Below are 14,542 nucleotides of genomic sequence, written 5' to 3' on the forward strand. Positions count from 1 at the left end.
GTTGTTCGCGGATAGCGCGGGGTGTTCCTTGGGCAGGTTCAGTCACTGGTGGCGAAGCGTGTGGGTATCCGTGTTCGGAGAAGGAGGGTTTCACACATCCGTGGCTCTGGCGAGCACCGTGCTTTTGGGGCACCTATGAATGGGAGCTGCACGCTGTGGACACTTAGGGTAGCGTGGTTTGAAAGCGTTTTCTTTGCTTCGTTTCTTTGTCGCTTTGGACAAAGAAATGACGTGCCGCCACGCACAGTGGCTAATAGTGATAAAGAGAAAATCCGACTCATGCAGACCACTAAGGCCGAAAGCACCAACCCGGCACTGAATCCGACTGCTAACCCCAGAACCTGGCAACCTGGCATCGACCCTGCCCGCTAACCCTGAAACCTGGCAACCTGGCATCAACCGCTAACCCCCAGCGCCAGCGCCCCACCCTTGAGTGCGAACGAAAAAAATAACTCGCGAGGGGATATGGTTCTCAACACGTTCAGCGCGCTGTGGACTCCGCTGAGCCGCTTTCGCCACAGCGTGGTCATGCGGCTTATCGCGACCGTCCTTCTGTTCAGTTGCGTGGTTACGCTACTACTAACCGCGCTGCAACTCTACGGCGACTATCATCGCGGGATCGCGCTCATCGAAAACCGGCTGTCGGATATCGACCAGAGTTATCGCGACAGCCTCAGCGAGGGTCTCTGGCGGCTCGACCGGCAGCAGCTTCAACTCGAACTGGATGGCATGCTGCGCCTTGCCGACATTCGTGCCGCCGAGGTCCGTGAGACTGGCTCGGTCGCCTCGCCGCTGGTGGTGCGCGCTGGCCAGCGCATGAACGACGCGGTCATATCGCGCCAATTTCTCATCTCCTACCGCGTCCACGGCACGCAACGCGTGCTCGGCACCCTGTACGTGGAGGCAACGCTCTCCGGTCTGTATCGCGAGCTGGCGCAAACCGCGCTCGTGATCCTGGTAAGCCAGGCGGCCAACACCTTTCTCGTTGCGCTTTTCATCATCTATATCTTCTGGCGGCTCGTTACGCGACACCTCGCGACAATCGCGCGGCTGGTCGACCGCTACGACTTTCGCGAGTCGCCGCAACCGTTCAGCCTGCAGCGCCGCCAGCCCCGCCGGCCCGATGAACTTGATCGCGTGGTCGCCGCATTTCATGCGATGGGCGTACGCCTGCACGTCGCCTACCTCGACGAACGTAACGCCGCCAAGCAACGCGAGGCGCTCCGTTCGGCTGAGGCGGCGAACCGCGCCAAGGGCGAATTCCTCGCCAACATGAGCCATGAACTACGCACGCCGCTGAACGGCATCCTGGGTTACGCGCAGATCCTGCAGCGCGACAGCGGGCTGAGCGAACGGCAACGCGCCGGCGTGGCCGTCATCCAGCGCAGCGGCGAACACCTGCTGACGCTGATCGACGACACGCTCGACTTCGCGAGGATAGAGGCGGGCAAACTGCGGCTTGAGATTGTCGATGTAGCCTTGCTCAGTCTCGTCGATGCGATTCGCGAAATCATCGGCGTGAAGGCGGAGGAGAAGCAGCTCGACTATGTCTGTGCGATTGCGCCCGACGTGCCGGGTGGCGTGCGCGCGGACGCGCGGCGGTTGCGCCAGGTGCTGCTTAACCTGCTCGCGAACGCCGTCAAATTCACCGACTCCGGCAGGGTCAGCCTGCTTGTCACGCAGACTGCTTACCAGGCGATACGGTTCGAGGTACGCGATACCGGTATCGGCATTCCCCCAGACCAGCTGAGAACCGTCTTCGAACCGTTCGAACAGGTCGGCAATCCCGAGCGTCGTTCCGAGGGCACCGGGCTCGGGCTCGCCATTAGCCGGGAGTTCTTGCTGGCGATGGGCGGCGAGATCCACGTCGAGAGCGTGCTCGGGCAGGGCAGCACCTTCTGGTTCGAACTGGCCCCAGCCACGACGGGGGGTTCAGGCACGTCCCGCGAACCGGATGCACGCGTTGCGACGGGCTACGAGGGGCCGCGCAGGAAGGTGCTGGTCATCGACGACATAGCGGTCAATCGCACCGTCATTACGGATTTGCTGAGCCGGCTTGGTTTCGAAATCGTCGAGGCGGCGAGCGGCGACGAGGGGCTGGTCAAGGCGCAAAGCGAGCGGCCGGCGCTGATTGTCACAGACATCGTGATGCCCGGCATGGACGGCCTCGAAGCCACGCGCCGGTTACGTCAGACACCAGGACTGACAGATGTGCCGATCATTGTGGTGACCGCCAGCCCAACCGGTGCCGACGAGAAAAAGAGCCTTGCGGCGGGTGTGAATGCATTCCTCCCCAAGCCGGTCGACTTCGGCCGGTTACTGACCCATATACGCGCGTTGCTGAACCTTGAGTGGACCTATGCCGCAAGGGCGCACTCCCCGCAGTCTTCATTACCTGATGTGCCGGTTGCCATACCGGCGCCGCAAATGGATGAGCTGCATCATCTTGCGCGAATTGGCAACATGCGAGACATCATTGCGTGGGCGGACCGGGTATCATTAATCGATCCGCAGTACGAACCATTCACAACGCATCTGCGTGCTCTGGCGAAGGGTTATCAGTCGAAGGCGATCCTCCTGCTTGTAGAGCACTATCTTGAAGCGAGGCCGGCGCCATGAGCGAGGTAAGCGCCAACCCGAACGGCAGCGGCAGCGTCAATGAGCCGCCGGCAATCCTGATTGTCGATGACATGCCGGCTAATCTCGGCCTCGTGGTCGACAGTCTCGCTGACGAGGGCTTTCGCGTTCTGGTCGCGCTGGATGGCGAGGAGGCGCTCGAACGCGCACAGTTTTCGCAGCCGGATCTGATCCTGCTCGACGTGAAGATGCCCGGTATCGACGGTTTCGAAACTTGCCGCCGGCTCAAGATGAACGATCGCACGCGGGACATCTCGGTGATCTTCATGACGTCGCTGACCGGCATCGAGGATCTGGTCGAGGGTTTCGCCGCCGGCGGCGCGGACTACGTGACGAAGCCAGTCCGGATCGACGAAATGATGGCGCGGATCGGCACGCATTTGGCGCTACGCGCCATGCACAAGCAGCTTGTCGCACAGAACCGGCAATTGTCGAACGAAGTGAGCGTGCGCCAGCAAGCGGAAGCGGCGCTGGCGCGTGCGCGCGACGAACTCGAGGTGCGGGTCGCGCAACGCACCGGGGAACTCGCGCAGGCGAATGCAAGCCTGCGGCTGGAGATAGAGGAGCGCAGGCGGGCCGAAACGAAGTTGCTGTCGAGCGAGGCGCGATTCCGCAACATTGTGGAGACCAGTCCGCTACCGTTTTGCATCACGTCGATGCCGCACGGGTCGCTGCTCTACATGAACGAGCCGTTTCGGAAGTTGTTCGGCCTCGCGGCCCAGACCGACACGGTCATTCGTGTTATCGACTTCTATGTGGACCCGGCGACGCGAGACAGGCTGGTGCGCCAGCTTCGCATGTTCGGTGGCTTTCGCAATACTGAAGTCAATTTCAGGCGGCCGGACGGCAGCACGTTCTGGGCAATGCTGACCGCCCGGGTGGCGAGCTTCGACGACGCGCCGGCCATCTACGTTGGCCTCAATGACGTGACAGCGCGCAAGTTGGCGGAGGGGAAATTGCGGGCGAGCGAAGCGAGCCTCGCGAACGCGCAACGGCTTGCGCGGCTCGGTGACTGGGAGTGGGACACAACGGCTGGCGTGATCCATTGGTCAGACGAGATGTATCGGATCCTCGGGTTGGGGCCAAAGCTTTCGCGGCCGGGCTATCGCACTTTTCTTGCGGCGGTGCATCGCGAGGACCGGGCGCTGGTGCGCCGCGCTGTACGGGCGTTGCTGGATGAGGGGCAGCCATGCGGCCTTGATTGCCGCGTAAGGGCAGCAGACGGTGTGGTGCGCATCGTCCAATTCCAGGCCGAGGCGATGCCCGGCGCCGGGGTCGGCATAGCTAAGCAGCCGTTAAAGCTGGTCGGCACGATCCAGGACATTACCGAGCGTAAAAGCATCGAGCAGGAACTCCTGGAGTCGCGCGAGCAACTGCGCGAGTTGTCCGCCTACATGGAAGCGATTCGCGAAGAAGAAAGAAAACGCATTGCGATGGAAATTCATGACGAGCTCGGGCAGTTGCTGACCGCGTTGAAGATGGACGTTTCATTGCTCAAGATGCGCTTGGCCCATGATGCGGATGCGACAAAGAAAGTCGACGATATGCGCGAGCTGGTCGAAAAGACCATATGGATGGTGCGTAACGTCGCAAGTCATCTGAGGCCCGCCGCGCTCAATTTCGGCATTGTGTCGGCGCTGGAGTGGCTGGTGGAGGACTTCGGCCGCCGCAAAGGTCTTTCCTGCCAGCTCTGGATCAATGGTCGCGAGCCAGTTCTTGAAGATGCCCATGCCACGGCGGTATTTCGTATCGTGCAGGCGTCGCTGACCAACGTTGCACGCCATGCGGGTGCGTCGCGCGTAGACGTCACCTTGACCAGCACCGAGACGGCGCTTGATCTGTACGTCAGCGACGACGGCCGCGGTTTCGATCCGGCAGCAGCTCGCAAGGGATATTCATACGGACTGCTTGGTATGAGCGAGCGCGCCCGGCTGATTGGGGGATCGCTGAGAATTGACAGTTCGCCTGAAACGGGGACCGTGGTGTCTATTCACGTCCCGTTGGGCGGAGGCGAACGCTCATGATCAGGATCCTGATCGCCGACGATCACGCCATTATGCGCGGCGGACTGAAGCAGATCATCGCGACGACAACGGATATTGACGTTGCGGGCGAAGCGGCACAGGGCGCCGAGGTGATCGAGAAACTGCGTACCTGCCGCGTGGATCTCTTGCTCCTGGACATGACGATGCCTGGCATCAGCGGCGTAGACCTCATCCGGCGTGTGCGCACCGAATACCCTGCGCTGCCGGTCCTGGTGCTCAGCATCCACAATGAAGCGCAGGTCGTCGCGCGTGCGGTGCGTGCCGGTGCAACCGGCTATGTCACGAAGGACAGCGATCCTGACATCTTGCTCGCGGCCATTCGCAAGCTTGCCGGCGGGGGGCGGTTCATCGATCCGAAGCTGGTCGATGTCATGGTCTTCGACACCCATTCCAGCGACGCCGCACCGCACGTGATTCTCTCGGATCGTGAGTTCCAGGTGCTGCACCTGCTGGCAGCGGGCAAAAGCATCAATGCCATAGCCGAGGTGCTGGTGCTGAGTGCCAAGACTATCAGCACGCACAAGATGCGCCTCATGCAAAAGCTCGGCACTGAAAACAACGCCGAACTGATCCGCTATGCGATCAAACATGGTTTGAGTTCCGAGCGCGATCGGTCGTAGGGATATTCCGACAAGAAAACCAGCAGTGCCTTAAGCCACAATCGACCTCTCCCGACGGACAAGGACTTATGGCGCTCCTAACATGGTCTCGTGGGGGGGATGAAATAAAAAATCTCGGAGAATCTTATGGTTGCGTCGGAGCAGTCCTTGCGCGTACGGGTTGAAAAATGGATGGGCGCGGTGAGCGCCGGCCATCTGCACGTGCGCTCCATTCATCGTATCCGTGCAGGGCGCTGCCGGTGCGTTTGCATTGAAGTGGAACGCGCATCGGGATCCGCATGCAGCTCTTTCACGCTGTTCTTTTTCCGTCACGACGACGGTGCCTGGCATGTCTATCCGCCAGAGTCAGTTCGCCCAGCCATGAGCATCGGCCGGCTGGCGGCTTAAAGCGGAAGCGGATAGTCCATCTCCGCCAAAATCTAGCAACAACGCATGCCCCGGCGGGTGGCGCCGCACGCACACACTTCCGAGCACATTCAATACGCCGCGCCGGGGAACATCTCAAGCGGGTTGCGTCAACCCTCTGCAGGCCTTGATCTCTCCACCGTTTCACTGCTCCAAGGTCCCCGGGCCGCGACACTGCTGGGCGTCGAAAAAGGGACGTCGTTGCGATGTTGTCTGAAGAAATGGATTTGATTAAATGTTCCGCGAAATGTGCGCATCTGCATATAGGAAATGCTTTGGCTCCCCGAAGCTTGGCGGGCATCACGATGGCGAGTTGAAATCCGGCTTGCCCGCATGGGATGCCGCGGCCCACCACCTGAAACCCATTCCTGTGAGAGATCATCCGATGAAAGCAGACTTCACCCGTACCGGCGAACTCAAGAACATCACCAGCTATCCTCAATGGCTCCAAGACGTAGTCAAGGATTGCGAAGAAGCGAAGCAAAAGGTTGTCTATCACCCGCTGTGCAAGGCCATGAAGGACGCGACTCTCGACATGGAAAGCACGCATCGTTTTCTGATTGGCTTTTTCCCGGTCATTGAGCAGTTTCCGCAGTTCATGGCGTCGAACCTCATGAAAGCACGGTTCGGCCATTCGCATGGCGAAGGGATGGCGCGGTCCTACCTTATCCAGAATATCCGGGTTGAGAACATGCATGCCAAGCACTGGCTGCAATGGGCGGGAGCGAGCGGCCTTGAACTTGACGACCTGTTGTCGCAAGAGGTGCCCAGCGAGATGCATGCGCTCGCGCACTGGTGTGGGCATGTCAGCCTCACCGACGAACTGGCGGTAGCAGTGGCGGCAACGAACTACGCAGTGGAAGGCGCAACGGGGGACTTCTCGTGTTTTGTCTGCTCTGAAGAAACGTACGCACTGACCTTTCCTGAACCCATTCGCAAGTCCGCGATGCGCTGGCTCAAGGTGCACGCCCATTACGACGACGAGCACCCGTGGATGGCGTTGGATATCGTGGCTACGTTGCTGGGCACCAATCCGCCGGTGGAGACGATCAACAAGATTCGCGCTGCCATTCGCAAGAGCTACGACTATATGCGCATGACGCTCGATTACGCGTACGGAACGCCGCCCGAGCCGTTGACGATCCGTGCAGTGGAGGAAGAGCCCGTCGCGGCCTGAGCGAGCTTCGCGTGGTTGATTGAGTAGCGGCGCCGGTCATTGAATGACCGGCGCTGTTTTTTTTATTTAGCGCATGCCATTCGATTCGGTGAGAGCAGGCGCGATCTCGGGCAATGAGCAGGCAACAAGGCACGGCGTCGCGAACGCTGGGACGTGCGTTGTTCTGGATAGGCGCTCGCCGCGCTAGGCGCCTTTCTGTTCGCGTGATTCGGTGCCTGATGTCAGGGTCGATGGTCCCTTGCTGAACAGCGCCACTAGCAACGCGGCCAGCGGGACGCAAAAAACGAGCGCCGTTGTCATCAGGCTGTTGGCCGAACCCTGCGTGAAGAGCGGCACGATAATCGCGATCGCCGGCCCCAAGGGCAGCATCACGAGCAGATAAGCGCTCCAGCTCAGACCCCTCTTGCCTGCAATCGCGGCGACTACTGCTGCGCAGACGCCGTAAAGCATGAAGCCCGTCATGGGTTGCATCGACTTCCCCGGATTTACGATTTAGCCAAAGTGTATCGACGACGAATGCGGGGACCAACGAGAAAACTGTCTGATGTGTGCGCTACATCACAACCATAAGCACGCTGCTTCAACGGGGTGCGTTTGAGCACACGGAGCGGCACCGTAAAGGGGATTGATAGCGGGCAATGGGGTGCGTATTCGGCGGTCAACTCGAAGGTCAACGTTACGTTCTTTTGTGCCTTGTGTTCCCGTGCATGCTCTTTATTACCGATTGCCCGGTCGTGCCGAATTGGATCACGCTTCTCGCGCTAACTTGGCCGCGCGACCGCGGGAACAAGCTCGTGGCAACGGTCAGGATCATGTCCGATTGCGGCTAGTATCGAGCCGCCACATAACGAGCGTGTCTGGGCCCGCATGCGCTTCGGCCGAGTGCTGCGCAATCCGCAAGCCGATGCCTTGTGCGAAGCGGGTCAATAGGAACGCGTCGGCGTGCCTTGTCAGTCCGGCAATGACGTTACCGGGCGAACTGGCCAAGGGCATCAGGTGTTGAAACCACAGCGTGCCAATGTCGTTTCCCAGAGGCACAGTGCGTACCCCCCGCGTGCGCGATCTGAAAGCAAAAGCGCGGCTGTCGGCCACGCGTTCATCGAAGATGATGATGAGCGAGTCGCCACGCACTGCTTGCTCGTCGTACTCGTTGTGTAGGGTCGTTGATCGCACACTTGCCTGCGCGGGCCATGGCATTCCCCCGCATGCCGCCACCAGTGACGCAGCTCCGATGAACTCACGCCGGCCAGTTTTCATCAGTCGCGCTCCTTGATATTCCTGGGCCAGATACCTTGTTTTCCCGGCGACAAAATGCCGTTTGGATCGAGCGCGTCCTTGATGCTCTCGCTCATGCGCATCAACGCGTGATTGTTGAAATCATATTGGGACGCGGCAAGATCCATGAAGGCGAGGTGGGTTCTATATTGACCACAACCAGCCGCACCGAAGTCGTTGATCAACGTCTTGAGCAGCTCGCCCGCGTTACGCGCTTGCACCGGATCGTCACGATTAAAGATTGCCGCAAAGATGTGATGCATGCTGCGCGGGCCGGCCGTAAAACCGCCGTAATAGTCAAAGCCATAGTGCGCTGCCTGGTTCCTGATCATTCGATATTGCCGGACCGCGTCGCGGCCAAGCGGCGCACAGATGGGCGAGAAATCGATGTGCGCGCCGGAGCCGCCGGGCCAGTTGAGCAAGTTGAATGCGTCGAGATTGGGAATGCCGACCTGGCTGCGATTGCCGCCGCCTTCGGGTTCAACATTGGCATGGGTATAGGTATAGGGCGACTCGATCAACTCGGCGTTGGCGATGGATGAGAAGCGCTGATGTATCACATCGCGACGCGCTTTCACCAGTGCCTCGGGGCCATACAGGCAGAAGCGAAGATTCCAGCGGCCTATGCCGAGCTTACGCGCCATGGTCTCTATAGCCGTATCGGGCATGGCGCCCGCACCTTGATACCACTGCTTGCGCGTCGACACGCCGGCGGCCCACCGCACCGCGCTTTCGATGATGGCATTGCTCTGTATTGTGTCGTCGAGTTTCAGGGGCCGCAGCGTCTCGACAATGCTCTCAAGATCGGCGTCGTGTCTGAACTTATAAAGGCACAGCATGTAGCCTTCGGGCTTCGGCATCAACCAGATGCCGAGTTTGGTGACAATGCCAAAATTCGACTGCATGAACATGGCATCGTAGGAGGGACCGAAACCCGCCTTGAATACCTGCCAGTCCTGATTGCCGTTCATTGCGCCCATGCCGGTGCGTACGATCTCGCCGTTCGCCAGCATGACTTCCATTCCGCACTGCATGGCAGCGTGATCGCCGTATGAGGTTGTGCCGAAGCCGCGCTCCAGCGTATTGCCAACAACGCTGCCCCAGCCGGCGGCCGGCGGATCAAGCCACAAGCTGATGCCTCGCGCTTGAAGTGCCTGATAAAGATCGTAGTAGCTGACACCCGGTTCGACCAGCGCATAACCGAGCGTCTCATTGATCTCGATGATGCGGTTCATGCGCTGCAAGTCCAGCACGACGCTGCCGCTAAGTCGGGGAGATGCGCCGCCATAAGCGAAGTTGCGTCCGGTCGATACACTCCACAAGGGTACGCCGTACCGATTCGCCACGCCGAGCACAGCGCGAAGCTGCTCGACATTCGACACCAGCACAATGGCCGACGCTTCGTAAGCGTGCGCGTCGCCTGGCGCGAACGGATCCAGATACGGCTGCGCCGCACCGTCTCCCACGAGAACGGCGTTCTGGCCCGCGATCGCCCTGAATGCGGTAAGCGCCTGCTGGAAATCAGGCTCCGGCATCCCGGGAGGACGCGGCGGATCGCTCATGTTCCCGGCATCCAGAACACGCTCATCGACGCGATCGTTTTAATCGGTTTCAACCGGGTGAACTCTCAATACCCGTCAATATCCGTCAATACCCGCCAGCATTGTTGGTGCCGTTCGAGCTCGACCCCGACGCGGGGGTTGAACTGTCGGTTTGGCATCCGGCGAGGGAGACTGCGAGCGAGACGGTCAGGATCGCCAGCAACGTCGATGCAATGCGTTTGAAGTTCATTTGTGTTCCCCATGATTTTTGGGCGAGCGCACAGCAACCGCCATCGGGATGCGCGGCACTCATGAGCTAAACGAACCATCGCGGCAGATTATTCCCCTATTTTTTTGACACCGTGCATTTGCAGCACCGATGCACGCATGAAGTTCGCTTCATCGACGGGACTCGTGACCGGACTCGTCAGGACGGATTCATCGGGAGATCGAGTGAGCGCTTACCGCTGGGATCGCTGGCGGCGAAGGTCGAGGCGCCATCCCTTCGTCCCGCTAACAAGCCCCTTAACCGAGCCACCCACCGTGCTATCGCCCGCACGGTTTTTTTGCTGCGAAAAGCGAGCACGCCCCAGCGCGAATTGGCAATCTGCCCGCTCCACGCCCCGGTAATATTGTTGCGGCTCCAATAGGCTTTGAAGCGTTCGGCACCCACGCCGAAATCTACATTCAGGCGTTGATCGAACGCCCATTTGATGACGTGTTCAACAACGATTGAACCGGGACCGAACCTGGCAAACCGGGCGTCGAAACTGGCAATCAGGCCGTCGACGCAAGTCGTGCCCACGCCGACCACCGTGGCCGCGACCGGCGCGCCATCCAGGGTGACCACGAACAGACGGGCCATCGCGCGTCCGTTGGCCGGACAGAGGAGGTTGACGAGAAAATCCCGGTAGTGCGACGAGTCGAGCCACTCGCCTCTTTTACCGACCCGATCGCCCCACGCGCGTTTGCGCGCCAGAATCCACTCGACTAGCGCCGCGTTCTCGGGGGCGTTGCCGGGATCCGTCAGGCGCACTGTAAGCTGACCCTCCTTCGACAAGCGGCGTTCGAGCGCACCCGGTTTTTTCCCGCTCATCGTGCCCAGCGTCTTGCAAAACGTGTCCCATTCGGTCTCGTCACGGAGCTTTGCAAACGCGGCGACGGTGCGCGCAGCGATCATCACATGGCGTTCGCGCGAGGCGACCGCATGCAGTTCAGAGCCTTCATCCACGTACGGCAGCTTGATGAAATCGGCACCGCAACGCTTCACCGCCGTCTGCCACGCGCCTGCAATCAGAGCCGGGGCGGCGGGGCTATCGGCGACCAGCACTCTTGTGTAATCGCCGGCTTCAGGGCTCAAGGGGCAGAGATAAGTCCACAGGAGCCGGCGGTACGTCACGAGCGGCCAGACCATGACAAGTTGCCCGTTCTCGCGATGCACGATGCAGGAGAGGCGTCTGCCGCGCGGCTTGGCGACATGTTGCCAGGCCAGCCAGCACACGCTGAACGACTGGCCATACTGACCGTGCGCGCTCGACCAGAGATCATCCCATTCGTGCTGTAAAGCCTGAAAGCTGTCTTCATCGCTCACGATCTCAAACTGACAATCCGCCTGGCTCATAGTGTCTCGGGTTAATTAAACGTGGCTGTCCGCCGTCGTCCCGCAGGCTCGCGCGGCTGGTCTAACAAGTTGGAAGTCAAACGATGGGCAGAGCAGGGACAGATACGGCCGATGGTGCCTGTTGCAGGCACGATGTGATGTTCGGCAGCGCACAATCGTATGAGGAAATAGGCGGACAGGTCGAGCCTGGATTCATCGGAGCCAAGCATCCGAGAATGTTTCGGTTGGGCGAGACGGATCGAATTCCTCTTCCAGCTCTCAGCGCCCGAGATGTTCCTTCAACGTATCGCGGAATTTCTGAATCAAAGGTTCCTTCGAACGACCGCGCCTGACGATCAACTCAAACGGTGCCTCATAGCCGAACGCTGCCGGTGCGAGAGCACGCAACCGTCCCTTGTCGACCCAGGCCTGTGCGTAGTGTTCCGGCAGGAAGCCAATAAACGCGCCAGACAAGATCAGGATCAACTGTCCTTCCATACTGTCCACCGTCGCTTCGCTACGCTTGAATCCATGCCGCGCCAGCTCCGTCTGACTCCAGTAGGCGCGCCCGACCATGCGCTGCTGGCTGATCGTTTCCTGCGGGATCTGACGCTCATTGAAAAGCGGATGGCTGTCGCTGCAATACAACCAGTGCTGCTCGCGATAAAGCGAATGATGGATCAGCCCGTTCATGCGCAACTGAAATGCGCCGATCGCCAGATCAAGGCGGTTTCCCAGCACGCTAAGCTGCAATTCATACGGGCTTTGCACATGCAAATGCAAATGCAGCGCCGGATGCTCGCGCGTGAATGCACCAATGATCTCGGCGAGCGGCAACGCTTTATCGCTGACCGTGGAGTCCAGTACGCCAAGCTTGATACTGCCGCGCAATTCTCCGCGCAGCCCGGCGGCGTAACGCTCGAAACCCTCAACCTCGCCAAGCAGCCGCAACGCTTCCTGATGAAACTCCTCGCCCTTTGGCGTCAAACTAAAGCCGCCGCGCCCGCGATGACACAAGACCACGCCCACCAGCGACTCCAATTGACTCATGTACGTGCTGATGGCCGACGTGGACAGATTGAGTTCCTGCTGCGCCGCGGCAAAACCCTGATGTCGGATCACGCAGGTAAAAATGCGCAACAGGCGTGCTTCAGGTAAAACAGTGGCCACATCAAACTCCATCGAATACGGTTGTCGGCAAGCGAAGTGCCCGGCGAAAGGGCGGCCAGGCAATGCCCTCGGACCGGACGTGCCGATACTTTAGAAATAACTGAACTAAATATTTCGCACCAGCACTTTGTCGGTGCGCCGTTGAACGCCAGAATTCAATCCAGACAGTTCGACGAACGAATGTGAGGACGTGCCATGGAAAAGATCTTTCACCAACCGCTCGGCGGTAATGAAATGCCGCGCTTTGGCGGTATTGCCACGATGATGCGTTTGCCGCATCTCACCTCGGCCGCTGGCCTGGACGCTGCGTTTATTGGCGTCCCGCTGGACATTGGCGCGTCCTTGCGTCCCGGTACCCGATTTGGCCCGCGCGGGATTCGCGCCGAGTCCGTCCTGATCCGGCCTTACAACATGGCGACCGGCGCCGCTCCGTTCGACTCGCTTTCGGTGGCTGATATTGGCGACGTGGCCATCAACACCTTCAATCTGCTGGACGCGGTGCGGATCATCGAAGAGTCGTACGACCGCATTGTCGAGCAGGGCGTGGTGCCGCTGACTCTCGGCGGCGATCATACGATCACGCTGCCAATCCTGCGCGCGTTGCATCGCAAGCATGGCAAGATTGGCCTCGTCCATGTTGATGCTCACGCCGATGTCAACGACCACATGTTCGGCGAGAAGATCGCCCACGGCACGACCTTCCGGCGCGCGGTGGAGGAGGGCTTGCTCGATTGCGAGCGTGTGGTGCAAATCGGACTGCGCGCCCAAGGTTATACCGCTGATGACTTCAACTGGAGCCGTCGGCAAGGCTTTCGCGTGGTGCAGGCGGAAGAGTGCTGGCACAAGTCGCTCGAGCCCCTGATGGCTGAGGTCCGCGCCAAGGTGGCGGGCGGTCCGGTGTACCTGAGCTTTGACATTGATGGTATTGATCCAGCGTGGGCACCGGGCACGGGCACGCCCGAGATTGGCGGGTTGACGACGATTCAAGGCATGGAGATCATCCGTGGTTGTCATGGGCTGGACCTGATCGGATGCGATCTGGTCGAAGTGTCGCCGCCTTATGATACGAGCGGGAACACGTCGCTGCTGGGAGCAAACCTGCTTTATGAAATGCTGTGCGTGCTGCCGGGCGTGAAGCGTCGCTAAGGCGTCGCTAAGCTGCGTCACTAAGCTGCGTCACCAAGCTTCGCCACCAAGCCTCACTATTAAGCCTCAAGCCGAGTCATCAGGAGGAAAGAGCGGATCATGGAAACGACTACTACGCCCATGTTGGCGGCCGAACAAAAGGTTCGCGAGGATCTGGCGGCGTTGTATCGGCTGATGGCGCATTTCCGTATGACGGACATGATCGACACGCACATTACTGCGCGTTTGCCCGGCTCGAAACCAGCGTTCCTGATTAACCGATACGGCGTGTTGTTCCACGAAATGCGCGCGTCGGACCTTGTGAAGATCGACTACGAGGGGAAGGTGATCGACGAGCGTGCACGCGATACGCCTGAGCTCTTTACCGTCAATGAGGCCGGCTTTACGATCCACTCGGCGGTTCATATGGCGCGCGAGGACATTGCTTTCGTCGTGCATACGCATACGGCGGCGGGGACCGCCGTGTCGGCGCAAGAGCAAGGGCTTTTGCCTATCAGTCAGCATGCGCTGAAGTTCTACGGCAAGCTGGGTTATCACGACTATGAAGGCATCGCGCTCGACCTGGGTGAACGCGCGCGTCTCGTTGCCGATCTCGGCCCGCACAAGGCGATGATCCTGCGCAATCACGGTCTGCTCGCTGGCGGTCCGACCGCTGCGCACGTGTTTCACGAGATCTATTTTCTCGAGCGCGCTTGCCAGGCGCAGGTGCAGGCGCTGGCCGGAGGCGTGCAATTGCGGATTCCGCCGGCTCATGTCCGCGAACTCACCGCGCGGCAGTTCGACTCGGAAGGTGCGGACACCATCATTGAACTGGCATGGCAAGCGGCGCTACGTCTGATAGCCGACGACCTTCCCGACTACCGGTCCTGATCCCGATCCGTCGGCATGATTATCAGTGGACGTGGGTCAGCGTTAGCGAAGGTCGA

At 60.0% G+C, this 14,542-nt stretch carries 12 protein-coding genes; 6 read left to right on the forward strand and 6 right to left on the reverse strand.

What is annotated here, in order from left to right:
- The first annotated feature begins 465 nt into the window (after positions 1–465).
- The 4 genes from SBC1_RS29290 to SBC1_RS29305 all read left to right on the forward strand — a co-directional run bounded on the left by SBC1_RS29290 (position 466) and on the right by SBC1_RS29305 (position 6,884).
- Positions 466–2,619: an ATP-binding protein gene (locus SBC1_RS29290; RefSeq protein WP_165103130.1), complete on the forward strand. Its 2,154-nt coding sequence runs from the start codon at positions 466–468 to the stop codon at positions 2,617–2,619.
- Positions 2,616–4,661, forward strand: a complete 2,046-nt coding sequence (locus SBC1_RS29295) for a response regulator (RefSeq protein WP_165103133.1) — start codon at positions 2,616–2,618, stop codon at positions 4,659–4,661. Before SBC1_RS29290 ends, SBC1_RS29295 begins: the two co-directional genes overlap by 4 nt.
- Positions 4,658–5,302, forward strand: a complete 645-nt coding sequence (locus SBC1_RS29300) for a response regulator transcription factor (protein ID WP_165103138.1) — start codon at positions 4,658–4,660, stop codon at positions 5,300–5,302. Before SBC1_RS29295 ends, SBC1_RS29300 begins: the two co-directional genes overlap by 4 nt.
- 790 nt (positions 5,303–6,092) lie before the next feature.
- Positions 6,093–6,884: a TenA family transcriptional regulator gene (locus SBC1_RS29305; protein WP_165103141.1), complete on the forward strand. Its 792-nt coding sequence runs from the start codon at positions 6,093–6,095 to the stop codon at positions 6,882–6,884.
- A gap of 183 nt (positions 6,885–7,067) precedes the next feature.
- Here SBC1_RS29305 and SBC1_RS29310 read toward each other — a convergent pair whose 3' ends face one another.
- The 6 genes from SBC1_RS29310 to SBC1_RS29335 form a co-directional block, all read right to left on the reverse strand.
- On the reverse strand, positions 7,068–7,355 hold the full coding sequence (locus tag SBC1_RS29310; RefSeq protein WP_165103144.1) for a hypothetical protein: 288 nt from the start codon (positions 7,353–7,355) through the stop codon (positions 7,068–7,070).
- 339 nt (positions 7,356–7,694) lie between these two features.
- A complete protein-coding gene (locus tag SBC1_RS29315; RefSeq protein ID WP_165103148.1) occupies positions 7,695–8,141 on the reverse strand; it encodes a hypothetical protein in 447 nt (148 codons plus the stop codon).
- Complete coding sequence (locus SBC1_RS29320; protein ID WP_241202361.1) at positions 8,141–9,721, reverse strand: FAD-binding oxidoreductase; 1,581 nt, start codon at positions 9,719–9,721, stop codon at positions 8,141–8,143. The genes SBC1_RS29315 and SBC1_RS29320 overlap by 1 nt, the downstream gene beginning before the upstream one ends.
- Positions 9,722–9,806: 85 nt before the next feature.
- Positions 9,807–9,950, reverse strand: a complete 144-nt coding sequence (locus SBC1_RS29325) for a hypothetical protein (protein WP_165103151.1) — start codon at positions 9,948–9,950, stop codon at positions 9,807–9,809.
- A 177-nt stretch (positions 9,951–10,127) separates the two neighbouring features.
- Entirely contained in the window at positions 10,128–11,321 is a 1,194-nt protein-coding gene (locus tag SBC1_RS29330; RefSeq protein ID WP_165103154.1) for a GNAT family N-acetyltransferase, read from the reverse strand.
- A 258-nt stretch (positions 11,322–11,579) separates the two neighbouring features.
- A complete protein-coding gene (locus SBC1_RS29335; RefSeq protein ID WP_165103158.1) occupies positions 11,580–12,470 on the reverse strand; it encodes a LysR family transcriptional regulator in 891 nt (296 codons plus the stop codon).
- Positions 12,471–12,665: 195 nt separating this feature from the next.
- Between SBC1_RS29335 and speB the strand changes: the two genes are divergently transcribed.
- Together speB and SBC1_RS29345 are read left to right on the forward strand one after the other, a co-directional pair.
- Positions 12,666–13,616: an agmatinase gene (gene speB / locus SBC1_RS29340; RefSeq protein WP_165103161.1), complete on the forward strand. Its 951-nt coding sequence runs from the start codon at positions 12,666–12,668 to the stop codon at positions 13,614–13,616.
- Positions 13,617–13,715: 99 nt separating this feature from the next.
- A complete protein-coding gene (locus SBC1_RS29345; RefSeq protein ID WP_165103164.1) occupies positions 13,716–14,486 on the forward strand; it encodes a class II aldolase/adducin family protein in 771 nt (256 codons plus the stop codon).
- The last annotated feature ends 56 nt before the right edge of the window (positions 14,487–14,542 follow it).

This window comes from Caballeronia sp. SBC1 (assembly GCF_011493005.1).
In the GTDB taxonomy this organism is placed as follows: Bacteria; Pseudomonadota; Gammaproteobacteria; order Burkholderiales; family Burkholderiaceae; genus Caballeronia.

Coding starts and splice junctions, on each gene's coding strand:
- SBC1_RS29290 (WP_165103130.1), top strand. CDS start 466: ATGGTTCTCAACACGTTCAGCGCGCTGTGGACTCCGCTGAGCCGCTTT.
- SBC1_RS29295 (WP_165103133.1), top strand. CDS start 2,616: ATGAGCGAGGTAAGCGCCAACCCGAACGGCAGCGGCAGCGTCAATGAG.
- SBC1_RS29300 (WP_165103138.1), top strand. CDS start 4,658: ATGATCAGGATCCTGATCGCCGACGATCACGCCATTATGCGCGGCGGA.
- SBC1_RS29305 (WP_165103141.1), top strand. CDS start 6,093: ATGAAAGCAGACTTCACCCGTACCGGCGAACTCAAGAACATCACCAGC.
- SBC1_RS29310 (WP_165103144.1), bottom strand. CDS start 7,355: ATGCAACCCATGACGGGCTTCATGCTTTACGGCGTCTGCGCAGCAGTA.
- SBC1_RS29315 (WP_165103148.1), bottom strand. CDS start 8,141: ATGAAAACTGGCCGGCGTGAGTTCATCGGAGCTGCGTCACTGGTGGCG.
- SBC1_RS29320 (WP_241202361.1), bottom strand. CDS start 9,721: ATGAGCGATCCGCCGCGTCCTCCCGGGATGCCGGAGCCTGATTTCCAG.
- SBC1_RS29325 (WP_165103151.1), bottom strand. CDS start 9,950: ATGAACTTCAAACGCATTGCATCGACGTTGCTGGCGATCCTGACCGTC.
- SBC1_RS29330 (WP_165103154.1), bottom strand. CDS start 11,321: ATGAGCCAGGCGGATTGTCAGTTTGAGATCGTGAGCGATGAAGACAGC.
- speB (WP_165103161.1), top strand. CDS start 12,666: ATGGAAAAGATCTTTCACCAACCGCTCGGCGGTAATGAAATGCCGCGC.
- SBC1_RS29345 (WP_165103164.1), top strand. CDS start 13,716: ATGGAAACGACTACTACGCCCATGTTGGCGGCCGAACAAAAGGTTCGC.